Origin of the sequence: Bifidobacterium sp. ESL0798 (genome assembly GCF_029395415.1) — a bacterium.
Classification (GTDB): Bacteria; Actinomycetota; Actinomycetes; order Actinomycetales; family Bifidobacteriaceae; genus Bifidobacterium.
The window spans coordinates 1,309,166-1,332,184 of the sequence record NZ_CP113914.1 but is presented as its reverse complement, the minus strand read 5'-3'; the positions used below and the strand labels follow the sequence as shown (position 1 = coordinate 1,332,184).

Annotated in this window: 16 protein-coding genes, 1 tRNA gene and 1 pseudogene; 15 read left to right on the top strand and 3 right to left on the bottom strand. The window is 57.2% G+C overall.

Annotated elements, in window-relative coordinates; all coding sequences use genetic code 11:
- Positions 1 to 43 precede the first annotated feature (43 nt).
- Positions 44 to 1,066 carry a DUF1684 domain-containing protein gene (locus OZX74_RS05655; protein ID WP_277156000.1) on the top strand — a complete coding sequence of 341 codons (1,023 nt, stop codon included), beginning with the start codon at positions 44 to 46 and terminating at the stop codon, positions 1,064 to 1,066.
- Between the two features lie 138 nt (positions 1,067 to 1,204).
- Positions 1,205 to 1,277, top strand: a tRNA-His gene (locus OZX74_RS05650).
- Positions 1,278 to 1,513: 236 nt separating this feature from the next.
- Here OZX74_RS05650 and OZX74_RS05645 read toward each other — a convergent pair.
- Positions 1,514 to 2,419: a DUF4236 domain-containing protein gene (locus tag OZX74_RS05645; protein WP_277155999.1), complete on the bottom strand. Its 906-nt coding sequence runs from the start codon at positions 2,417 to 2,419 to the stop codon at positions 1,514 to 1,516.
- Between the two features lie 173 nt (positions 2,420 to 2,592).
- On the opposite strand from OZX74_RS05645, the gene OZX74_RS05640 reads away from it, so the two are divergent.
- Entirely contained in the window at positions 2,593 to 3,330 is a 738-nt protein-coding gene (locus OZX74_RS05640; RefSeq protein WP_277155998.1) for a potassium channel family protein, read from the top strand.
- 72 nt (positions 3,331 to 3,402) lie between these two features.
- Here OZX74_RS05640 and OZX74_RS05635 read toward each other — a convergent pair whose 3' ends face one another.
- Positions 3,403 to 4,749, bottom strand: a complete 1,347-nt coding sequence (locus OZX74_RS05635) for an aldehyde dehydrogenase family protein (protein WP_277155997.1) — start codon at positions 4,747 to 4,749, stop codon at positions 3,403 to 3,405.
- Between the two features lie 487 nt (positions 4,750 to 5,236).
- Here OZX74_RS05635 and rpsL point away from each other — a divergent pair, with 487 nt between their 5' ends.
- From rpsL to OZX74_RS05585, 10 genes and pseudogenes are all read left to right on the top strand, one after another.
- The gene (rpsL, locus tag OZX74_RS05630) at positions 5,237 to 5,608 is read left to right on the top strand and encodes a 30S ribosomal protein S12 (protein WP_277141808.1); all 372 of its coding nucleotides are present in this window, start codon (positions 5,237 to 5,239) and stop codon (positions 5,606 to 5,608) included.
- A gap of 5 nt (positions 5,609 to 5,613) precedes the next feature.
- Positions 5,614 to 6,084, top strand: coding sequence for a 30S ribosomal protein S7 (gene rpsG / locus OZX74_RS05625; RefSeq protein ID WP_277155996.1), 471 nt, complete (start codon positions 5,614 to 5,616; stop codon positions 6,082 to 6,084).
- Positions 6,085 to 6,114: 30 nt separating this feature from the next.
- On the top strand, positions 6,115 to 8,244 hold the full coding sequence (fusA, locus tag OZX74_RS05620) for an elongation factor G (protein ID WP_277147054.1): 2,130 nt from the start codon (positions 6,115 to 6,117) through the stop codon (positions 8,242 to 8,244).
- Positions 8,245 to 8,413: 169 nt separating this feature from the next.
- Positions 8,414 to 9,616: an elongation factor Tu gene (gene tuf, locus OZX74_RS05615; protein WP_277147052.1), complete on the top strand. Its 1,203-nt coding sequence runs from the start codon at positions 8,414 to 8,416 to the stop codon at positions 9,614 to 9,616.
- A gap of 206 nt (positions 9,617 to 9,822) precedes the next feature.
- Entirely contained in the window at positions 9,823 to 10,389 is a 567-nt protein-coding gene (gene efp, locus OZX74_RS05610; RefSeq protein ID WP_277155995.1) for an elongation factor P, read from the top strand.
- A gap of 102 nt (positions 10,390 to 10,491) precedes the next feature.
- A pseudogene (gene nusB / locus OZX74_RS05605) lies at positions 10,492 to 10,959 on the top strand (transcription antitermination factor NusB); the annotation flags it as partial.
- 419 nt (positions 10,960 to 11,378) lie between these two features.
- Positions 11,379 to 12,689: a glutamine-hydrolyzing carbamoyl-phosphate synthase small subunit gene (carA, locus tag OZX74_RS05600; protein WP_277155994.1), complete on the top strand. Its 1,311-nt coding sequence runs from the start codon at positions 11,379 to 11,381 to the stop codon at positions 12,687 to 12,689.
- The gene (gene carB, locus OZX74_RS05595; RefSeq protein ID WP_277155993.1) at positions 12,689 to 16,060 is read left to right on the top strand and encodes a carbamoyl-phosphate synthase large subunit; all 3,372 of its coding nucleotides are present in this window, start codon (positions 12,689 to 12,691) and stop codon (positions 16,058 to 16,060) included. Before carA ends, carB begins: the two co-directional genes overlap by 1 nt.
- 169 nt (positions 16,061 to 16,229) lie before the next feature.
- Positions 16,230 to 16,850, top strand: a complete 621-nt coding sequence (gene gmk, locus OZX74_RS05590; RefSeq protein WP_277155991.1) for a guanylate kinase — start codon at positions 16,230 to 16,232, stop codon at positions 16,848 to 16,850.
- Between the two features lie 373 nt (positions 16,851 to 17,223).
- Positions 17,224 to 18,990 carry an ATP-binding cassette domain-containing protein gene (locus OZX74_RS05585; RefSeq protein ID WP_277155990.1) on the top strand — a complete coding sequence of 589 codons (1,767 nt, stop codon included), beginning with the start codon at positions 17,224 to 17,226 and terminating at the stop codon, positions 18,988 to 18,990.
- Positions 18,991 to 19,238: 248 nt separating this feature from the next.
- Here the strand turns inward: OZX74_RS05585 and ilvD are convergent, their stop codons facing one another.
- Complete coding sequence (gene ilvD / locus OZX74_RS05580) at positions 19,239 to 21,098, bottom strand: dihydroxy-acid dehydratase (protein WP_277155989.1); 1,860 nt, start codon at positions 21,096 to 21,098, stop codon at positions 19,239 to 19,241.
- A gap of 167 nt (positions 21,099 to 21,265) precedes the next feature.
- Here ilvD and rpoZ point away from each other — a divergent pair, with 167 nt between their 5' ends.
- Complete coding sequence (gene rpoZ, locus OZX74_RS05575; protein ID WP_277155988.1) at positions 21,266 to 21,559, top strand: DNA-directed RNA polymerase subunit omega; 294 nt, start codon at positions 21,266 to 21,268, stop codon at positions 21,557 to 21,559.
- 185 nt (positions 21,560 to 21,744) lie between these two features.
- A complete protein-coding gene (gene metK / locus OZX74_RS05570) occupies positions 21,745 to 22,968 on the top strand; it encodes a methionine adenosyltransferase (protein ID WP_277157431.1) in 1,224 nt (407 codons plus the stop codon).
- Positions 22,969 to 23,019 lie beyond the last annotated feature (51 nt).

Genomic DNA, 23,019 nt, shown 5'->3' with positions numbered 1-23,019 from the left:
ATCGACAAGCGGAAAATATCAATCAGAAATAATGGAGACTATCGTGAGTGATTTCAACAAAACTGGTGCAAAAGGCGGCGAAGAGGCCACCGGGACTTCGATAAACCGGCTTTTTGCCTCATCAAAACAAGGTCTGAACCTTTCGCCTTTGCAAGGCGGGCTCCCCGAAGGAGTCTCGACGCTTCCGCCGGTCACAACCGATCCATACGTCCAGCAATGGCAGATGTGGCACGAACAGCGGCTTGAGGAGCTCAAGGCGCCGCATGGTTATCTGGCGCCGGCGTCGATCACGTGGGTCGCTAACGGACAGACGCAGACGATTGACGACATTCCGGGGGCTTGGCGTGCCGAAAACGATGTGCTGACCTATTATCCCGAATCCGACGAAAAGCAGGCGCAGGATGCGGCTGGCGGTCATGGTGGGAGCGAGCCGCTTACCGTGACCAATGGCAGGGAAGCGCTTAAGACCCCGATTTCCTTCACTCCCACAGCATTCGGAGAACAGGCGCTCGCCTATCTCGATTACGGTGACAAGCGCATCGAAGTGAACTCGCAAACCGATCTGGTTGACCAATCCACCTACCGGTTCTGGATTCGCGTCAAGGACCCGCACGCCAAAACCCGTCAGCATTTCGATGACATCGACACATTCCCGATCGATCCAAAATGGCGGGTTCCGGCTCATTTCCGCCGTGCCGAGCCCGACGAGTTCGACATTCACGATTCGGTGGTGAAAACCGTGTTGCAGTCTTACCCGTTGCTGGGCTTTGTCGAGTTCCAACATGAGGGCAAGGACTATTCGCTGGTCGTCTCCAACGTCTTCGGACATGCGAGCATCTTCTTCGGCGACCCGACCAACGGCAGGGAGACCTACGGCATCGGCCGTGTGCTGCGGCTTGACGAGTTGACCTTGGATGAATTGGAGGCGCTCGATTTCAATTACGCCTACAACTATCCCTGCGCGTTCTCCTCCTACTGCACCTGCCCGATTCCTTCCAAGCGCAACACGCTTCCGTTCGCCGTAACGGCAGGGGAGAAGACCCCGGACGTGGATACCGAGTTGTGACAAGGCTTACAAAACTGACAGATTCGACGGATCCTGCGACGCGCCGGTTGCCCAAGGTCTTGAGAGTCGTGTATAGTTCTTATCTGTTGTGCGAATGTTGATTTGATTCCTTGAATCTGTCGGTTTCACACTTCGATGGTGGCCATAGCTCAGCAGGTAGAGCATCTGATTGTGGTTCAGAAGGTCGCGCGTTCGAACCGCGTTGGCCACCCCCATCAATCCCCGGAATTGCAAGGTTCCGGGGATTTTGTGTTTTGAGTTTTCGAAGTTCCAGTAGCAAGCAGTGACGAGTTGCGGGCTACCGGCCAAAAGAATTGGCTTATAGCCCGCAACTCACGAATTTTCTGGTACGGGCAGACTATGCTGTTACTACAGAGTATGCAAAAGCGGCTAAAGGGATGTGTCTCATCGCATATTCATTAGTGCGCGTACTTTGATAAGCCGATCCTAATTCTTCCAGCGCAGCCTGCCGTCGGCCGCTGTGCGACAAGTCAATATGTTCGAACTGCGATCTGATTTCGCTTGTGCTCCTTCAGGCGAGCAGAATGCTCCTCCATGTGCCGTGCCCATCGATTCTCTTTGCAGTTGCTGCGGCGCTGGCTGAGGTTGAGGTGCAGGAGCTGCCTGTTGTTGCGCTTGCTGTTGAGCCTGTTGCGCCTGCTGTTGGGCCTGTTGCGCCGCAGCCTCTTGCTGCGCCTGTTGCTGTTCTTCAAGCTGTTTTTGCTGGTCGTCCGCCTCCTTTTGCTTTTCTTTCTGGTCGGCCTGCTCTTTGTCCCATTTGTCGGCTTTGTCTTGCGCGGATTTGAGCTTCTTTTTGGTTTGTGCCAGGTCTTTCTGATTCTTTTTATACTTGACGTTGAGCTGCTGATAAGTGTTGTCGAGTTCGTGATACTCGTTGGAGTCTTTCGGATTCGGGTCGTTGCTCGAGCCCATTGCTACGCCTAGTAGCAAAGCGATGAAAGTCACCAGTATGGCCTTCCAATTACGTTTCAGGAAGCCATGTTTCTTGTTATGCTTTTGCCCGTCGTTCCAAGGATCGTGCGGGTTCGGATTTTCGTCGATCGGTGGCAGCGTCTGTGTGGGAGCGGGCTCAATTGCGTTCATGGTCTTGTTTGCCGCCTTTGTTTCATGGCCGGCCGGGTTTGCACTCGTCTTCTTGTCGGAGCTTTTCAATGTTTTGGAATAATACAGCCCAGTTCCGGGTATTGAGGCACCGATTGTGGTGCCGTTTTTGCCTACGGTGACATGTGGTTTCCCACGTTTGCCGACGGTAAATCCGGTGATTCCGTTTTTACCGATATTGACACGCAGTCCTTTGCCAAAACTGATGCTCTTCCTCAATCTCCAACCCATGATTTTCCTTTTCGTTCGGCGATGGGGCGATGCCAAGTCTACTGCGGTAGCCGCGAGATATTGCTCATACCGTGGTGTCGCCGATGAAATGCATCGCACTGTGTTATGCAGAATAATGAGAAGTGGCTGTGACCCATATGTAATCCGTCTTGCAGTATGGAGAGAATTATCGTATGAGATTGAAAAAGTGGGAGTCGGTCACGGAGTGGCCATTGACGATTCTTTCGGTCGTTTTCCTTGTGATTTATGCATGGCAGATTCTTGCGGAACCGAGAGGAATCTGGAACACCGTTTCAGAATGGTCTATGGATGTACTATGGCTGCTTTTTGCCATTGACTATGTGGTTTCTCTTATATTAGCTGACGGTAAATGGAATTTCTTCAAGTCGCATCTGTTTGACTTGGCAGTTGTGATTTTGCCGATTATCAGACCATTGCGGGCTCTGCGTGTTCTTAGTGCGCTCAATGCCTTGCACAAGACCAGTGGCATGGCGCTTCGGGGCAAAATCATCATGTATGTGGTTGCGTGTGCGTTTCTTCTGATAGTGGTCGGGTCCCTCGCTGTCTTCGATGCGGAACGTCATGCCCCGGGAGCCACCATTACAACATGGCCAGATGCTTTGTGGTGGACGTTCGTAACTATCACCACCGTAGGATATGGCGATTATGCTCCCGTCACTGGGACTGGAAGATTGATAGCGTTCTTTCTTATGGTCGCTGGCATTGGCATTATTGGCGTTGTCACAGGAACATTCGGTTCGTGGATTGTCGACGAGGTGAGTGTAGACGAAGAAAAGAATACGGAGATAACCCGTCAGCAGATTGATGAGCTGTCTCGGCGTCTTGAACACATTGAACAGATGCTGGAAAAAGATACCGAGATTTCTTCTGCAAAGGGGACTTTACAATAACAAGATGCCTTTTACGGTTGTCTCTGGTTACAGTGCAGCGGTAGTGTTTGCTTTTGAATCAATGTTTGATTTTCATTTATATGGCGGGTAGGCTATTCGCAGCGTATCTGGGAACGTCGGTTTGCTCGTCACGGTTTTGATGTGGCTGAATTCCAGGAAACCGGCTTTGCCGTGGTAGGCTCCCAAGCCGGAAGCACCGATGCCGCCGAAGGGCAATCGGCTGGAAAGCAGATGGCCGAGCGGCAGGTTGAAGCCGAGCGCGCCCGAGCTGGTATGGCGTTCGAAAAGCAGGCGGGTCGCCTTGCTTCGTGTGAAGACATACAAAGCCAGCGGTTTCGGACGCCCGTTGATGAAGGCCACCGCGTCCTTCGCGTTGTTCACCGCAAGAATCGGCAGAATCGGTCCGAAGATTTCCTCCTGCATCACCGGGTCACCGGGCCGGACGTCGGTAAGGATGGTTGGCGCGATATAAAGATGTTCGCGATTGGTTTCGCCGCCGCTGAACGTCTTCTTATCGCTCGGTAGCAGCTTGACCAGTCTGTCGAATTGCCTGGTATTGACGATACGTCCGTAACTTGCGGATTGTGCGGGATTGCTACCAAAGAACTTTCGAGTGAAACCCGCGATTTTCTGCGCCAACGGTTCCACCAACTCCGGTGTGGTCAATACGTAATCAGGCGCCACGCAGGTCTGCCCGGCGTTGGTGAATCGTCCCCACGCGATGCGGCCGGCCGCGACGTCGAGATTGGCGCTCGCATCCACGAACACGGGGGATTTCCCGCCCAACTCCAACGTTACCGGCGTAAGCTGTTTCGCCGCAGCCTCCATCACGATCGCTCCGACCCTGCCGTTGCCGGTATAGAAGATATGGTCGAACGATTGTTTGAGCAATTCGGTGGTTTCCGGCACCGCACCTTGAACGACCGCAAACGCCCGCGGGTCGAGGTATGCGCCGATGAGCCGTTGAAGCAATGCGCTGGTATTGGGGGAGAGCTCCGAAGGTTTGAGGCACACGCAGTTGCCGGCCGCGATGGCGTCGACCATCGGTTCGAGGCTCAACATCAGCGGATAGTTCCACGGCGAAATCACCAGCACCACGCCTTTGGGCTCTGCTATCGTCCAGCTTCTCGCCGGTTGCATCAGTAGTGGCATGGCTACATGGCGTCGCCTGCTCCAGCGTTCGATACGCGGTTCGACAAACCGTATTTCGTCCAGCACGAGCTTGATTTCCATCAACGCGGTTTCCGCAGCCGGTTTGCCCAGATCGAGGTACACCGCGCGTTCGATGTCCTTTCGATGGGCGGTGATCATCAGTTTCATACGTCCGAGCTGTTCCCGCCGCCAGGCGAAAGGACGCGAGACTCCCGCATCGAACGAGCAATGTAATTGTTGGACTTTCTGCTCACAGGTTCCTGTCATGGTGCGCTGCTCTTTCGTATGTGGATTATCGATACCCATATTTGTGTTGTATGGCTTAGTGTAGATTCATTCTCTGATACGTTGCGAATACTTTTGTGATTCTATAAAATTTCGGCTGGTTATGTATGGACTATCGGAAGTCCAGTTCTTGCAGGGTTTTCGCCCATCCGATAAAGCGACGAGCAGGAATATCGATTGCCGATCAGCCAAGACAGCCCAAGACGGTATCCGCAACGGCGCAGCTTTTTAAAATGTCCGAAGCTTTATGTTATAGTTCTTACTTGTGTGTGCCAATGGCATGCCTTATGTAACAGGCGTGGGCATTGGGATATCCCGGAACTTGTTGGAATGCGCGCAGTAATGCGGCGGCAGGAGAGTGAAGGGCCATCGGGCCGGTGGACTGTGGCTGTCTCACTCGATTCGTCGATTGGGGCTGCAGCGAGGCGGCTCCGCAAGAAACAATGATTAACGAATCGGAGAACTGAAGTTGCCTACTATAGAACAACTTGTCCGTAAAGGACGTAAGGCAAAGTCAAAGAAATCCAAGACTTTGGCCTTGAAGGGCAGCCCGCTGCGTCGCGGCGTGTGCACCCGTGTGTATACCACTACACCGAAGAAGCCGAATTCCGCGTTGCGTAAGGTCGCCCGTGTGCGCCTGAGCTCCGGCATCGAAGTTACCGCCTACATTCCGGGCGAAGGCCACAACCTGCAGGAGCACTCCATCGTGCTCGTCCGCGGTGGCCGTGTGAAGGATCTTCCTGGTGTGCGTTACCACATCGTGCGCGGCGCGCTCGATACCCAGGGTGTCAAGGACCGCAAGCAGGGACGCTCCCTGTACGGCGCAAAGAAGGCGAAGTAAGAGATATGTCACGTAAAGGACCATCCAAGAAGCACCAGCTGCTCCCTGATCCGATCTACGGTTCGACCGTGGTCGCTCAGCTCATCAACAAGATCCTGCTCGACGGCAAGAAGTCGATCGCCGAGGACATCGTCTACTCCGCACTTGACATGGTCAAGGCGAAGACCGACCAGGAACCCGTCGCCGTGCTGAAGCGCGCGCTCGACAACATCCGTCCGTCCCTCGAGGTCCGTTCCCGCCGTGTCGGCGGCGCGACCTACCAGGTCCCGGTCGAGGTCAAGCCCAACCGCGCCAACGCCCTGAGCCTTCGCTGGCTCACGGACTTCTCCCGCAAGCGCCGCGAGAAGACCATGGCCGAGCGTCTCGCCAACGAGATCCTCGACGCCTCCAACGGTCTCGGTGCTTCGGTGAAGCGCCGCGAGGATACGCACAAGATGGCCGAGGCCAATAAGGCCTTCGCCCACTATCGCTGGTAATCGAAGAGACGAGTTAGGTAAGGAAAATCTATGGCACTTGATGTGCTCAGCGACCTCAATGAGGTCCGCAACATCGGCATCATGGCTCACATCGATGCCGGTAAGACAACATGTACAGAACGTATTCTGTACTACACCGGTAAGAACTACAAGATCGGCGAGACGCACGAAGGCGCCTCGACCATGGACTTCATGGCCCAGGAAAAGGAACGCGGCATCACCATTCAGTCCGCTGCGACCACCTGCTTCTGGAACCGTCAGACCCATGACGCCGACAAGAAGTTCCAGATCAACATCATCGACACCCCCGGCCACGTGGACTTCACGGCCGAGGTGGAGCGTTCGCTTCGCGTGCTCGATGGCGCCGTCGCCGTCTTCGATGGCAAGGAAGGCGTAGAGCCCCAGAGCGAGACCGTGTGGCGTCAGGCCGACAAGTACGGCGTGCCGCGCATCTGCTTCATCAACAAGATGGATAAGCTCGGAGCCGACTTCTACTATTCCGTCGACACCATCAAGAAGAAGCTGGGAGCCACCCCGCTGGTCGTCCAGCTGCCGATCGGCGCCGAGAACGACTTCGTCGGCATGGTCGATCTGATCCGTATGAAGGCGTACGTCTGGAAGGACGTCACCACGGATCTCGGTGCCCACTACGACACCGTCGACATCCCCGATGACCTCAAGGACAAGGCCGAGCAGTATCGTTCGGAACTTCTCGACCAGGTGGCCGAGTCCGATGACGACCTGATGGAGAAGTACCTCGAGTCCGGCGAGATGAGCGACGAGGAGATCCGTGCAGGTATCCGCAAGCTTACCATCGAGCGCAAGGCCTACCCGGTCCTCTGCGGTTCCGCCTTCAAGGACAAGGGCATTCAGCCGCTGCTCGACGCAGTGGTCGACTATCTGCCCAGCCCCGAGGACGTCCCCGCCATCGTCGGCTTCAAGCCCGGTGACGAGTCCCAGGAGATTGATCGCAAGCCCACGATGGACGATCCGTTCGCCGCGCTGGTCTTCAAGATCTCGACCCACCCCTTCTATGGCAAGCTCGTGTTCGTGCGCGTCTATTCCGGCTCCATCAAGCCCGGCGACACCGTGCTCGATTCCACGAAGGACAAGAAGGAACGCGTCGGCAAGATCTTCCAGATGCACGCCGACAAGGAGAACCCCGTCGACGCCGCAGAAGCCGGCAACATCTACACGCTCGTAGGTCTGAAGAACGTCTCCACCGGCGACACGCTGTGCGCCGACAACGCTCCGATTTCTCTCGAGTCCATGACCTTCCCGGACCCGGTGATCGAGGTCGCCGTGGAGCCGAAGACCAAGGCCGATCAGGAGAAGATGTCGATCGCTCTGGCAAAGCTCGCCGATGAGGACCCGACCTTCCAGGTCAAGACCGATGAGGAAAGCGGCCAGACGCTGATTTCCGGCATGGGCGAACTCCAGCTCGACATCATCGTCGACCGTATGCGTCGCGAGTTCAAGGTGGAGTGCAACGTGGGCAACCCGCAGGTCGCCTACCGCGAGACCATCCGCAAGGCCGTCATGAACCAGGAATACACCCACAAGAAGCAGACGGGTGGTTCCGGCCAGTTCGCAAAGGTTTTGATGAACTTCGAGCCGATCGACCCCGCCGAGGGCAAGGACTACGAGTTCGTCAACGAGGTCACCGGCGGCCACATCACCAAGGAATTCATTCCTTCGATCGATGCTGGTGTGCAGGAAGCCATGGAGTCCGGCGTGCTCGCCGGGTTCCCGGTGGTCGGCGTCAAGGCGACCGTCACTGACGGCCAGATTCACGATGTCGATTCCTCCGAGCTCGCGTTCAAGATCGCCGGTTCCATGGCGTTCAAGACCGCGGCCCCGAAGGCCAAGCCCGTCATCCTCGAGCCGATCATGGCCGTCGAGGTGCGTACGCCTGAGGAGTACATGGGCGACGTGATGGGTGACATCAACTCCCGTCGTGGCAACATCCAGGAGATGAAGGACGCCACCGGCGTCAAGGTCATCGAGGCGAAGGTCCCCTTAAGCGAGATGTTCGGCTACATCGGCGATTTGCGTTCCAAGACGCAGGGCCGCGCGATGTTCACCATGCAGATGGATTCGTATGCAGAGGTGCCGAAGGCGGTCTCCGAGGAGATCATCAAGGCCCAGCGCGGCGAATAAAAAATACTTTGCCCAAGGCGTGTCTGTCTCCAGTCGGCGCTAAAATTTTCTAGCGCTGACTGGGTTCGGGCACTTTGTGGCAGGTAACCCAGAAACCCAGTAAACTGTAGCGAGTATCTCGATGCCGAAAAGCTCGGGATTAACTACGAAACGTCCAGGAGGACAAGTAATGGCAGAAAAGGAAAAGTACGAGCGGACTAAGCCGCACGTTAACATTGGCACCATTGGCCACGTTGATCACGGTAAGACGACCCTGACCGCGGCCATCTCGAAGGTGCTGCACGAAGAGTACCCCGATCTCAACCCGGAGTATGACTTCGATCAGATCGACGCGGCTCCTGAAGAGAAGCAGCGTGGTATCACCATCAACATCGCCCACATCGAGTATCAGACGGCCAAGCGCCACTATGCTCACGTGGATTGCCCCGGCCACGCCGATTTCGTGAAGAACATGATCACCGGCGCCGCTCAGATGGATGGCGCGATCCTCGTCGTCGCCGCCACTGATGGCCCGATGGCTCAGACCCGCGAGCACGTTCTGCTCGCTCGCCAGGTAGGCGTGCCGAAGATCCTCGTCGCGCTCAACAAGTGCGATATGGTCGATGACGAAGAGCTCATCGAGCTCGTCGAAGAAGAGGTCCGCGACCTCCTCGAAGAAAACGGCTTCGATCGTGACTGCCCGGTCATCCGCACCTCCGCCTACGGCGCTCTGCACGATGACGCTCCGGATCACGACAAGTGGGTTCAGACCGTCAAGGACCTCATGGATGCCGTCGACGATTACATCCCGACCCCTGTCCACGATCTGGACAAGCCGTTCCTGATGCCTATCGAAGATGTCTTCACCATCTCCGGCCGTGGCACCGTGGTGACCGGCCGTGTCGAGCGTGGCCGCATCCCGGTCAACGCCCCGGCAGAGATCGTCGGCATTCGTCCGACCCAGACCACCACCGTCACCTCCATCGAGACCTTCCACAAGCAGATGGACGAGGCCGAGGCTGGCGACAACACTGGTCTGCTGCTCCGCGGCATCAACCGTGACGACGTCGAGCGCGGCCAGGTCGTGGCCAAGCCCGGCACCGTGACCCCGCACCACAAGTTCGAGGGCGAAGTTTACGTCTTGACGAAGGATGAGGGCGGCCGTCATTCGCCGTTCTTCTCCAACTACCGTCCGCAGTTCTACTTCCGCACCACCGACGTCACCGGCGTCATCACGCTGCCGGAAGGCGTCGAGATGGTTCAGCCTGGCGATCACGCCACCTTCTCCGTCGAGCTGATTCAGCCCGTCGCGATGGAAGAGGGCCTGACCTTCGCAGTCCGTGAAGGCGGCCACACCGTCGGCTCAGGCCGTGTCACCAAGGTGATCGAGTAGTTCTAGAACGTAAGTTGTAGATTTACTTACTGGTTGTGCCCCACATCTTTTGGTGTGGGGCACAACTGTATTTAAAAGTATGAGTAGGTAAAGCAAAAGCCGAGAGAAACAGACGACTGGCGAACTGTACATACGCCGTGGCATAATTGCTGAGGCATTTTATGAATGCATATCGTTTGAAAAGTAAATGACTAAGGTGACGAGACGTGGCACAAACTAGCAATGACATCAAAAACGGGTCGGTATTGAACCTGGACGGACAGCTCTGGACCGTCACGAAATTCCAGCACGTCAAGCCTGGCAAGGGGCCGGCTTTCGTGCGTACCACCATCAAGAACGTGCTTTCGGGCAAGATCGTCGACAGGACCTTCAACGCCGGCATGAAGATGGAGTTCGAAACCGTCGACAACCGTACGCTGCAGTATTCCTACGAAGAGGGTGACAGCTTCGTCTTCATGGATATGACCACCTATGATCAGGTCAACATCCCCAAGGAGCTCGTCGGCGATCAGGCGAAGTACCTGCTCGAGGGCACCGACTGCATCATCAGCTTCCACGACGGCACCCCGCTGAGTGTCGAGCTGCCAGCATCCGTCGTGCTCAAGGTCACCGAGACCGAGCCGGGCGTGCAGGGCAACCGTTCGAACGCCGGCACCAAGCCTGCCACCGTTGAGACCGGTGCAGAGATTCAGGTGCCGCTCTTCGTGGGCGAAGGCGAAATGGTCAAGGTCGATACCCGCGACGGTTCCTACCTTGGTCGTGAGAACAACTGATTTTCTTTCTTTCCGACTTGGTGCGCTACGGCTTGCCAGGTCGGAAAGCCGTATTCGCAAACCTTTATTCGCATAATTTTTCACTGAGAGGCTACTGACTATATGGCACGTTCTACAGCTCGTAAACGGGCGCTGAATACGCTCTACGAAGCGGATGAAAAAGGACAGGACATTCCGTCACTGCTCGCCGAACGCATTGCCGAGCCGGGAGCCCAGACACCATTGCCGGATTATGCCATCGAAATCGTTCGGGGCGTCGCCGATGAGCAGACGGGCATCGACCGTGCACTCGAATCCCATTCGACCAAATGGCCGCTCAAGCGCATGGCTGTGATCGATAGAAATGTTCTGCGGATCGCCGCTTGGGAAATTCTCTTCAACGATGACGTGCCTGATCGCGTGGCCATCGATGAGGCGTTGGGGCTGGCGAAGACCCTTTGCGATGATGATTCTCCCGCGTTTATCCATGGCCTCTTGAGCGCTGTATGCGACAACAAGGATACGGTTCTTGCCGATATCAAGACGGCGCACGAAGTCGAGGCCAAGGAAAAGGCCGAACGAGAAGCGGCCGAGCGCAGACTCAATTCACCTACAGCCCCAGGGTTCCTGAATTCCCGTGGCATTTCCGGCAAGGGCGATGGCGTTCCATTTGAAACGGAAACCGTCAATGGCGATTCCGTGACCAGTGCTGATGCAGATTCGCAACCTGAAACCGGTGGGGGCTCGTCCGGTGAAGCTAGCGAAGTTTCGATTCCCGCTGTGCCCGATGACTCGGGTCCTGAAACACTGGACTCGCCTTCATCGCCTGATGATTTATCCATTAAACCTGAACCGTCGGGTGACGGACAATCGCTGTCACCCGATGGTGACGATAATTCAATAATTGTCTGATTAGTTCTGACCGCGGTACGGTGGCCGGGCCGCGAATGTGTTTTTCCGGTCCAGTTATTTCCGAGTCCGCGCACGGGCCCGGCAAAGGGGGACTCGTGGTGAGTCAGCAAGCAGCGACAACAGCACAGTATTCGAAAGACGATGCTGTGCTGTTGTTGGAAGACGGCCAGCTTTACGTTGGTGAGCCTTACGGAGCATCAGGATCGACATTCGGCGAAATCGTGTTCGCCACGGCCATGACCGGCTATCAGGAGACGATCACCGACCCGAGCTACGACCAGCAAATAGTCGTGCAGACCTTCCCACATATCGGCGATACCGGTGTCAATGATGAGGATCCGGAATCCAAGCGGGTCTGGGTGGCCGGCTACGTCGTGCGTCAACCCAGTCCGAATGTTAGCAACTGGCGTGCCAACGACAGCCTTGACGACGAGCTCGAAGGTGATTCCATCGTCGGCATCAGCAACATCGATACCCGCAAACTGGTACGTCATCTGCGCGAGGGCGGTGTGATGCGAGCCGGTATCTTCTCGGGAGATGCTTTGACGGACAAGTCAACGGGGTCGTTGCGTTCCGTGGATGCCTTGTTGCAGTACGTCTTGGCGTCGCCAAAGATGCAAGGTGCCAGGCTTTACGATCGCGTAAGCACAGATGAGACCTACACTGTCGAGCCCAGCGGCGAGTTCGAAGGCAAGGCACCGCTGTTCACTGTCGCCGCCGTCGATCTGGGCATCAAAGGCATGACGCCTCATCGCTTGTCCGAACGCGGTTGCAGGGTGCACGTCGTGCCCTCCACGGTCACATTTGATGAAATCAAGGCCTTGAATCCCGATGGCGTCTTCTTCTCCAACGGCCCGGGCGATCCGGAGGAGGCCGCTCCAGAAGTCGATCTGCTACGCGAGGTGCTCGATGCCGGATACCCCTTCTTCGGTATCTGCTTCGGCAACCAGCTCTTCGGACGCGCGCTCGGTTTCGATACCTACAAGCTCAAGTTCGGTCACCACGGCGTCAACCAGCCCGTCAAGGACATGACCACCGGCAAGGTCGAAATCACCGCCCACAACCACGGGTTCGCGGTCGACGCGCCAATCGGCAGAATCGTTGAATCGCCGTATGAAAACGGCAAATACGGCCATGTGTTCGTCTCCCATATCGACCTGAACGACGATGTGGTCGAAGGCCTGCAATGCGTCGATATCCCGGCCTTCTCGGTGCAATACCATCCCGAGGCCGCCGCAGGTCCGCACGACGCCGCCTATCTTTTCGACCGATTCGTCTCGCTGATGCGTGCCCACAAGGCGGGGGAGCCGGTTTCGTCCGTGCTTACGACACCGACCTTTTCATCATCATCATCGAGCACAACCGTCAATGGCCAATCCGCCGACAGCGCTGACAAGGAGAACAAGTAATGCCGAAACGTCAGGACATCAAATCCGTCATGGTCATCGGGTCCGGCCCGATCGTCATCGGTCAGGCCGCGGAATTCGACTATTCGGGCACCCAGGCGTGCCGAGTGCTGCGCGAAGAAGGTATTCGCGTCATCCTCGTCAACTCCAACCCGGCCACCATCATGACCGACCCGGAAATGGCCGATGCCACGTACATCGAGCCGATCGACGTGCCGATTCTCGAGCGGATCATCGCGCGTGAACACCCCGACGCCCTGCTGCCCACCCTCGGCGGGCAGACCGCGCTGAACGCCGCCGAGGCTCTGGGCAAGGCCGGCGTACTTGATAAATACCACGTCGAACTGATTGGTGCTTCGCTCGAGGCCATCGACCGCGGAGAGGACCGTGAGCAGTTCAAGAAGGTCGTCGATTCCGTCGGAGGAGAGTCCGCGAAAAGCGATGTCGCCCATACGCTCGATGAAGTCGACGCCATCGTGGCCAAGCTCGGTTTCCCGGTGGTCGTGCGCCCAAGTTTCACCATGGGTGGCCTGGGTTCCGGCATCGCCCACAACGAGGAGGAACTGCACCGTATCGCCGGCGCAGGGCTCCACGACTCGCCGACCAACGAGGTTCTGGTCGAAGAGGGCATCGAAGGCTGGAAGGAATACGAGCTCGAGCTGATGCGCGACCGCAACGACAATGTGGTGGTCGTCTGCCCGATCGAGAACGTGGATCCTGTCGGCGTGCACACCGGCGATTCCATCACCGTCGCCCCGACCTTCACGCTCACCGACCGCGAATACCAGCGTATGCGCGACCTCGGCATCGCCATCATCCGAGGCGTCGGCGTCGACACCGGCGGCTGCAACATCCAGTTCGCGTTCAATCCCAAGAACGGCCGCATCATCATCATCGAAATGAATCCGCGCGTCTCCCGTTCCTCGGCGCTGGCTTCGAAAGCCACCGGCTTCCCGATCGCCAAGATCGCCACGAAACTTGCGCTGGGCTATACGCTTGACGAGATCCAAAACGACATCACGCAATCCACACCGGCCTGCTTCGAGCCGACCATCGACTACGTGGTCACCAAGGTGCCGCGTTTCACCTTCGAGAAGTTCCCGGGCGCTGACCCGACGCTCACCACCTCGATGAAATCGGTGGGCGAGGCCATGGCCTTGGGCGGCAACTTCCAGGAGTCGCTGGGCAAGGCCATGCGTTCCATCGACAAGCGCCACATGGGCTTCAGCTGGGACGGAACCAAGCCGGATCAGGCCGAGGTCGACCAGCTGTTGCAGGATATGCGTACGCCTACCGAGAACCGCTACCTGCAGGTGCAACGCGCGCTCTGGGGCGGGGCCACGCTTGAACAGCTCTACGACGCCACCAAGATCGACCCGTGGTTCCTGCGTCAATTCGAGCTGATCAATCAGACCGCGATGGAAGTGCGATTCACTGAAATCCTGTCGGCCAGGCTCCTGAAGAAGGCCAAGCTGGCCGGGCTTTCCGACCTGCAGATCGCGCATCTGCGCCACTTGGGCGACGAGGGCGAGAACACCATTCGCGAGCTGCGCCATAGCTACGGCCTGCGCCCGGTCTACAAGACCGTCGACACCTGCGCCGCCGAATTCGACGCGGTAACTCCGTATTACTATTCCTGCTACGCGGACGAATCCGAACTCAAACCGCGCGACCGCGAGGCCGTCATCATCTTGGGATCCGGCCCCAACCGCATCGGCCAAGGCATCGAGTTCGACTACACCTGCGTGCATGCGGTGCAGGAACTCGGCCGCGACTATGACACCATCATGGTCAATTGCAACCCCGAAACCGTCTCCACCGACTACGACATGTCCGACCGGCTCTACTTCGAGCCGCTCACCTTCGAAGACGTCATGGAGATCTACGACGCCGAGAAGAAGCTTGGCCCGATCAAGGGCGTCATCGTCCAGCTCGGCGGCCAGACCCCGCTTTCGCTGGCCGCACGTCTCAAAGCCGCTGGTGTCCCCATTCTCGGAACGTCGCCGGAATCCATCGACTTGGCCGAAAACCGTGAGCTCTTCGGCGAGGTGCTGCGTCGTGAACACCTGAACGCTCCGCGTTACGGCACAGCGCTCAACATGGACGAGGCCCGCGAGGCCGCGCATTCCATCGGCTATCCGGTGCTGGTGCGCCCCAGCTACGTGCTCGGTGGACGTGGCATGGAAATCGTCTACGACGACGAGCAGCTGGAGAAGTACGTCAACCGGGCGCTCGATGAAGCCAAGGCCGATACCGTGGTTTCCGGACGTCTGCCCTCCCCGCTGCTGATCGACAAGTTCCTTCAGGACGCCATCGAAATCGATGTCGATGCGCTTTATGACGGCAAGGAGCTCTACATCGGCGGCATCATGGAGCACGTCGAGGAGGCCGGCGTCCATTCCGGCGATGCGGCCTGCACCCTGCCGCCTTCAACGCTGTCCGACGATCAGATTCAGCGTTTGCGCAAGGCGACATTGGCCATTGCCGAAGGCTGTGGCGTACGAGGCGTGATGAACGTCCAGTTCGCCTACATGGCCAACACGCTCTACGTCATCGAGGCCAACCCGCGTGCCTCCCGCACCATCCCGTTCGCTTCCAAGGCCACCGGTGTGGCGCTGGCCAAGGCCGCCGCCCGCATCATGGTGGGGGAGAGCGTGGCCGATCAACGCAAGCGAGGGCTGCTTTTGCCTAAGGGCGACGGCGGCACCATCCGCCCCGGTCAGCAGGTCGCCGTCAAGGAATCCGTCTTGCCGTTCAAGCGTTTCCGCACGGTCGCCGGCAAATCCGTCGATACCCTGCTCGGCCCCGAGATGCACTCGACCGGCGAGGTCATGGGCTTCGACCGCGACTTCCCTCACGCCTTCGCCAAGTCCCAGCTCGCCGCCTATGCCGGCGGACTTCCGACACAAGGCAATGTGTTCCTCTCGGTTTCCGACACCGACAAGCGCCAGCTGCCGCTGATCGCCACGCGACTTCAGGAGCTCGGCTTCACCGTCTGCGCCACCGAAGGCACCGCTTCCGTGCTGCGTCGCTACGGCATCGAGTGCAAGGTTGTCGGCAAGATTTCCGAGACCTCTGAACGTAGGCAGGAGCTGAAAGCTGAATACGGCGACGATTACATCGACAAGAATCCTGTCGAGATGATCGAGTCCCGGGAGATCAACATGGTTCTGAACACCCCGAGCACCCGCAGCTCCCGTTCCGACGGCTATGCCATTCGCGCCGCCGCCGTGATCGCCGATATCCCGCAGTTCACCACCATCACCGAATTCTCCGCGGTTCTGCTCGCCATCGAGGCGGTCAAGGCCGACGACTATCAGGTGATGAGTATCCAGGAGCACGCGAAGCAGCTCTTCGCCTCCGAGACGGAATAGTGGCCTGTTGAACTGATGTAGTTTCTGTGGCACGAACACTACGCTGATAACGTTCCGTGAGAGTTTTAAAGACTTTTACGGAACGTTTCGTATTGGCTATAAGGTCTCGTGTTCAATAGCTCATTCCCTAGGCTTGGGTAGACTGGAATCCATCGAGAGGAGCACTATTTTGAGTGAGTATGATGGCAATGAAAAGATTGAACAGTCGCATAAAGGCCGGCTTATCGTACTGACCGGGCCTACGGCCGTGGGCAAGGGAACCGTCGAGGCGAATCTACTCAGCAAACATCCTGAAGTCTGGGTTTCCGTCTCCGCCACCACACGCGATCCGAGGCCGGGGGAGGTCAACGGGAAGAACTACTGGTTCATGGATGAGGCAGAATTCGTGGACAAGGAAAAACAGAACTGGTTCCTCGAAACCGCGGTTGTGCACGGCATGGCTCATTACGGCACACCTCTGCAGCCGGTGCTCGATCACTTGGCCAAAAATATTCCTACGATTCTTGAGATCGACCTGCAAGGTGCCCGCCGCGTCAAGCAGCGTGCCGCCGAACTCAATCTTGAGATCGTCTCGGTATTCATCGCCCCGCCGAGTTACGACGAGCTGGTAAAGCGTCTGATTGGACGTGGTACCGAAAACGAGGAACAACGTAAAAAGCGTCTGGAGACCGCGAAGGTCGAGCTGGCCGCCGAGCCGGAATTCGACGTCAAGATCGTCAACGACACCGTCGAGCGCGCCGCCGACGAGCTCTGGGACGTCATCGCCAAGGAATACGGGATCGCTGAGTAAAAAGTAACGATGGAACGAGGCTAATGGATTTCGGTATTAAACGCCGTATGCAATTCATCTCCTATGCAAATCTTTTGATCTCGAATAGTTGATATCGCAATTTGTAACTTGTCTTTATTGATATCGTGGTTATAATAGGCAGTAATTATTGATTGAAATCGGAGTTTTATATTGCTTTTCTGAACATGGCGGTGAACAAGCGCATCGAGGCGCATTGTAGTCATTGTTCATATTTTCATTTGGATGCAGAAATCTAAGAGAATCTAACCGTCACGTTGCGGTAGTGCGCCATATGGCAGCGATATTCGCTTTGAGGCTCCCTGCGGAACAGAAAATATCGCTGAGTTCATTTTCTTTAAAAGGGGCAATGTCCATGAATAATCCACAGGTTTTGACGTTATCGCATATCACTTTTTCATATCCGGAAAGCACCGAACCCATTATCGAGGATGTCTCGTTGACCCTGTCACCCGGATGGACAGTTTTGCTGGGTGACAACGGCATCGGCAAAACGACATTGGCGAGACTCGCGATTGGGAGCTTGCGACCGCAAAGTGGCCATATTTCGCCTGCCCCGGCCACAGTGGTGTCTGCGTTCTGTCAGCAGGATGCGAAACTGCCGCCAGACAATCTGGACGATTTCGCCGCCGATTGGTCAGCTGAAACCTTGCACATAAGGAAATTGCTGGGTATCGGCGACGATTGGCCTTATCGTTACGACACGCTTTCGGGAGGGGAAGCGAAACGCGTTCAGATCGCCTGTGCGCTCGCGGTGTATCCAGACATTCTGGTGCTTGATGAGTCGACGAATTATGTGGATGCCCCCACACGCGATGCCATCTGTTCGGCGCTTGATACTTTTTCCGGAATAGGCATTCTTGTCTCTCACGATGTGGAGCTCATCGATCGGGTTGCCGCGCGTTGCGCATATTTTGAAAGGATTCATCGTAATGGTCGCAATTTCACCCAGATTAAATTGAGACCCGGTAATTTCAGCGCCTCGCAATCGCAACTCAGGAAGGATGACGAGAGCGAGAAGCGCAGGCTTCGTGAGGCGACGATGCAGGTGAACAGACTCAATGCCGTCAAGCACGATCGTGACCGTGAAGTTGCCAAGGTCGAAGCGCAAAAACATGGCGGCAGAAAAATCGACCCGAAAGATCATGATGCTCGCAATACTTTGAAAATGCGAAACATGATGGGGCGCGACGCATCCTCCTCTGCGGCCAGTGCGCAGATTGGCGCGAGAATCGAATTCGCCCGTAAACGCGAGCAGGGGATTGCGGTTGGCGCGAAACGCTATGACGGTCGGCTGGATTTGATAGCAGACATCAGACCAAGTCATCGCGACGAATTGGTGGGGTTTGGACCCGGCGTCATCGAATACGGTGGTTCTGGATTGTCGGAGAAGAGCCTTCCGCCCGATTTCTCGCTTCGACAGGTGTCGATATTCGGTTTTGATGCTGACACAGGCGACGGTGCATATCGATCTGAAAATGAAGGACGCGAGCCAGCGGATAAAACGTCAGAAAAAAGTGCCGATAGCCGAGATGGGAATGCCGTTTTGTCCTCGAATTATCGGGGCATACGTGTCCCGCGTCTCAGTGTCGGTCCTACCGACCATATCGGAGTGACGGGTTCGAACGGAACCGGAAAGTCCACGTTGGTCAATGCGCTGTTGGAGGTGTTCAGCCAGCAGGATCTGCCGATATTGGTGATACCGCAGGAGACTGACGTGAACGATCAAGGCGGGGTATTGTCCCGATTTGTTTCGCTGGCCCAAATGCAGCGTTCGAAGGTACTCAGCGACTATGCGCAACTCAACTCGAATCCGAAGCGGGTATTGGACATCGCCGAGAAGTTCACAGCTCACGAAACCAGTGCATCCGGCAAAGAAACACAGATTGTCGATACTCGAGATGTCCTGTCTCCCGGCGAGTTGAGGAAACTGCTACTATGCGTCGGCCTACTGGATGGCCCGCAGCTGATGGTGCTGGATGAGCCGACCAACCATCTTGACCTGCACTCCAAGGAGGCGCTAGCCAACGCACTTTCGAGCTATGCCGGCGCGCTGATCGTCGTGTCACACGACATGTGGTTTCTTGAAAAAGTCGCATCGCTTCGCTGGGATATCCGATGATTTTTTCAATGCCTTAGCCGACGCCGGTACGTTATCGGATAGTCGCTGATTATTGAAGTTTGCCACTGATTGCGATGTCTGGTGAAATCGTATGCAGAATCACTTCGTAATCGTTTGCTAAAACGTTAGCACATCATGTAAAACCGCTGAGCTTGTTAATTAATTCAGGATCTTGGGCTGAGCCGTGAAGCGGGGAGTCCCGTGGAGGACTCCCCATAAGCGAGGTAGCGGCTGTTAGGCCGTGAAGGCTACTTGAGGCCGCTGAGTTTGTTGATAAGTTCGGGGTCTCTCGTCGCGCCCTTGTCGGCGGAGCGTGCGAAGGCGGCGTAGGCCTTGAGCGCCAGCGAAACCTTGCGGTCACGGTGGGCGACGTAGCCGTCTGAAGCCTCGAGCTCCTTGCGACGTTCATCGAACTGCTCGTCGGTGAGTTCCACGTTGATGGTGCGGTTGGGGATGTCGATGTCGATCATGTCGCCATCCTTGATCAGGGCGATCGGGCCCTTGTTGGCCGCCTCGGGGGCGACGTGGCCGATCGCCAGACCTGACGAACCGCCGGAATAGCGGCCGTCGGTGATCAGTGCGACGTCCTTGCCGATGCCCTTGCCCTTGACGAACGAGGTGGGGTAGAGCATTTCCTGCATGCCCGGGCCTCCCTTGGGGCCTTCGTAGCGGATGACCAGTGCCTCTCCCTTTTTGAGCTTGTCGCCCAGGATGACCTCGACGGCCTGCTCCTGCGATTCGACGATGTGGGCTGGTCCGCGGAACTTCCAGATGTTCTCCGGCACGCCTGCGGTTTTGACCACGCAGCCGTCAGGGGCGAGGTTGCCGCGCAGAATGGCGAGGCCGCCTTCCTTCACGGCCGGATGATTGATGTCGTGGATGGCGCCGTTGACGCGGTCGGTATCCAAGGAGTCGGAGAGCGTCTCGTGGGTGAACGGTTCAGGGGACTTGATGTGGCCCGGGGCTGCGCGGTAGAGCTCTTTGGCCTCATCCGTGCACGTGTCGCGCATGATGTCCCAATCGTTGAGCTTGGCCTGAAGCGTCGGATAATCGACCGAATGCACGTCCTGGTTGAGCTTGCCAGCACGGTCGAGCTCGCCGAGGATGCCGCAGATGCCGCCGGCACGATGCACGTCGGAGATCTCCCAGTCGCCGGAGGGGCTGGCCTTGCAGATGCAGGGCACGGTGTGGCTGATGCGTTCGATGTCGTCGAGCGTGAAATCGACGTCGGCGCTCTGCGCGGCGGCGAGGATGTGCAGCACGGTGTTGGTCGAACCGCCCATGGCCACGTCCATGGTCATGGCGTTCTCAAAAGCGTGCTTGGTGGCGATGGCACGTGGCAGCACGCTTTCATCGTCCTCGTTGTAGTAGCGGTTCGCCAGCTCGACGATCATCTTGCCCGCGCGCTCGAAGAGTTGCTTGCGGTAGCCGTGCGAGGCGAGCGTGGTGCCGTTGCCGGGCAGGGCCAGGCCAAGCGCCTCGGTCAGGCAGTTCATCGAATTGGCGGTGAACATGCCGGCGCAGGATCCGCAGGTGGGGCAGACGGTCTTCTCGTAGGCCAACAGGTCTTCGTCGGAAACGTTGTCGTCGGCGGAGGCGTACATCACGTCGATCAGATCGGTGGTCTCGCTCTTGCCGTTGGACAGTGTGGTTTCGCCGGCTTCCATCGGACCGCCAGAAACGAAGATGGTAGGGATGTTGAGCCTCAGCGCGGCCATAAGCATGCCGGGGGTGATCTTGTCGCAGTTGGAGATGCAGATCAGGGCGTCGGCGCAGTGCGCGTTGACGGAATACTCGATGGCGTCGGCGATGATATCGCGGCTCGGCAACGAGTAGAGCATGCCGGTGTGGCCCATGGCGATGCCGTCGTCGACGGCGATGGTGTTGAACTCGCGGGGGATGCCGCCGGCTTCGCGTACGGCCTTGGAGACGAGGCGTCCGACCTTGTTGAGATGGACGTGGCCGGGAACGAACTCGGAGAACGAGTTGGCGATGGCGACGATGGGTTTCTTGCCCAAGTCGTCTCCGGCCACACCTGCGGCGCGATAGAGTGCTCGGGCACCGGCGAACATGCGGCCGGTCATGATATTATGTGAGCGCATTTGCATGGTCTTATTTATACGTGGGCTGTTGTTCTGTTTGTCGTGTTTTGGTCGCATAATGAACGTTTTTGAGAAAAGTGCGCGTTATATGAAATGAGCAGCCGACGAAATCGCCGTGTTGGCGTATACTATATTATTTGAGTAGCTTTATTCTTCTTTAGGGAGCAAATAATATGGCATTTGGCACCGAGCCTACACCGAGCGGTCTTGCCGATCCGACGATCGACCAGTTGATGGAGAAGAGCGAACACAACAAGTATTCGCTATCGATTTTCGCGGCGAAGCGCGCCCGTCAGATCAACTCCTACTTCACCCAGCTCAACGAGGGCCTTCTGCAGAACGTCGGTCCGCTGGTGGAGTACCAGAATAACGAGAAGCCGCTTTCCATCGCCTTCCGTGAAATCAACGAAGGCCTGCTGGAAGAGACCCTCGGTGAGGATGACCTGAGCGAAGGCAGCATCGACTAGTTTCGTTCTTTCGCTGTCTGGAGCCCGATTCCGTATATGGAGTCGGGCTTTTTGTTTTCTATGCTCCGGGTATCAATCGGTGCGTTGAAATAGGGACGTAAGGGTAGTGTTGCCTTCCGTATGTATACACGTCAGCCGTTTTGCGGCTCTGGCATGGAAGAAAGAAGTTCACTGTGTCTACAGAAGTGGCAAAAGAGCGTCGCCTGATTTCAGCGGAATCGGTTACCGAAGGGCATCCCGATAAGGTCTGCGATCAGATTTCGGACGCGATCCTCGACGATATGCTCCGTCAGGACCCCCATTCCCATGTGGCCGTCGAAACGTCGGCCGCCATCGGGCAGTTCCTCATCTTCGGCGAGGTGACCAGCTCCGGCTATTCCGACATCCAGCGCATCGTGCGCAAGGTTGTCAAGAATATCGGCTACACCTCCTCCGAGGTCGGTCTTGACGCCGATTCGTGCGGCGTACTGGTTTCGCTGACCGAGCAGAGCGCCGAAATCAACCAAGGTGTTGCTCGTCTCAACCCCGAGCAGGAGACCGAGGTTTCGCGCGAAGAGCGCTATGAAGCGCAAGGCGCCGGCGACCAGGGCATCATGTTCGGCTACGCAACCGATGAAACCGACGTGCTCATGCCGTTGCCGATCTACCTTTCCCATCGTCTTGCCTATCGTCTGGCCCAGGTCCGCAAGGAAGGCATCGTCCCTCATCTTCGCCCCGATGGCAAGACCCAGGTCACCATCGAGTACGACGATAACGACCGTCCTGTCCGCGTTGATACCGTGCTCGTTTCCACGCAGCACGATCCGGAAGTGGACCACGATTGGCTGCTGCCACAATTGCGCGAGCATGTCATCGAACCGGTGCTTGCCGAGGTATGCGGCGACAAGATCAAGCATGACGACTATCGCATTCTCGTCAACCCAACCGGTTCCTTCGTTCTCGGCGGACCGGCGGCCGATGCCGGACTTACCGGCCGCAAGATCATCGTCGACACCTACGGCGGTGCGGCCCACCACGGTGGCGGCGCGTTCTCGGGCAAGGATCCGAGCAAGGTCGACCGTTCTGCGGCCTACGCCACGCGTTGGGTGGCCAAGAACATCGTCGCCGCGGGACTCGCGCACAAGGTCGAGGTGCAGGTGGCCTATGCCATCGGCGTCGCCGACCCGGTGAGCGTCAACGTCAACACCTTCGGCACCGAAATCGGCGGCGTGACCCGCGAACAGATTCAGGCCGCGGTGCGCAAGGTCTTCGACCTGCGTCCTGCCGCGATCATCGATGAGCTCAATCTGCTCCGCCCGATTTATCTGAAGACGGCGGCTTACGGCCACTTCGGCCGCACCGACCCTGACTTTACCTGGGAAGCCACCGACAAGGTCGATGAACTCAAGGCGGCCGTCGCCGAGGGCTGAGTATCGAACCGATGTCGCAAAAAGCCGTATCCGAAGAACGTTCCGGGGATA

Excerpts from the sequence above, each read along its gene's own strand:
- OZX74_RS05645 (WP_277155999.1), bottom strand. The coding sequence starts at position 2,419 with ATGGGTTGGAGATTGAGGAAGAGCATCAGTTTTGGCAAAGGACTGCGT.
- OZX74_RS05640 (WP_277155998.1), top strand. The coding sequence starts at position 2,593 with ATGAGATTGAAAAAGTGGGAGTCGGTCACGGAGTGGCCATTGACGATT.
- OZX74_RS05635 (WP_277155997.1), bottom strand. The coding sequence starts at position 4,749 with ATGACAGGAACCTGTGAGCAGAAAGTCCAACAATTACATTGCTCGTTC.
- rpsG (WP_277155996.1), top strand. The coding sequence starts at position 5,614 with ATGTCACGTAAAGGACCATCCAAGAAGCACCAGCTGCTCCCTGATCCG.
- fusA (WP_277147054.1), top strand. The coding sequence starts at position 6,115 with ATGGCACTTGATGTGCTCAGCGACCTCAATGAGGTCCGCAACATCGGC.
- tuf (WP_277147052.1), top strand. The coding sequence starts at position 8,414 with ATGGCAGAAAAGGAAAAGTACGAGCGGACTAAGCCGCACGTTAACATT.
- carB (WP_277155993.1), top strand. The coding sequence starts at position 12,689 with ATGCCGAAACGTCAGGACATCAAATCCGTCATGGTCATCGGGTCCGGC.
- OZX74_RS05585 (WP_277155990.1), top strand. The coding sequence starts at position 17,224 with ATGAATAATCCACAGGTTTTGACGTTATCGCATATCACTTTTTCATAT.
- ilvD (WP_277155989.1), bottom strand. The coding sequence starts at position 21,098 with ATGCAAATGCGCTCACATAATATCATGACCGGCCGCATGTTCGCCGGT.
- rpoZ (WP_277155988.1), top strand. The coding sequence starts at position 21,266 with ATGGCATTTGGCACCGAGCCTACACCGAGCGGTCTTGCCGATCCGACG.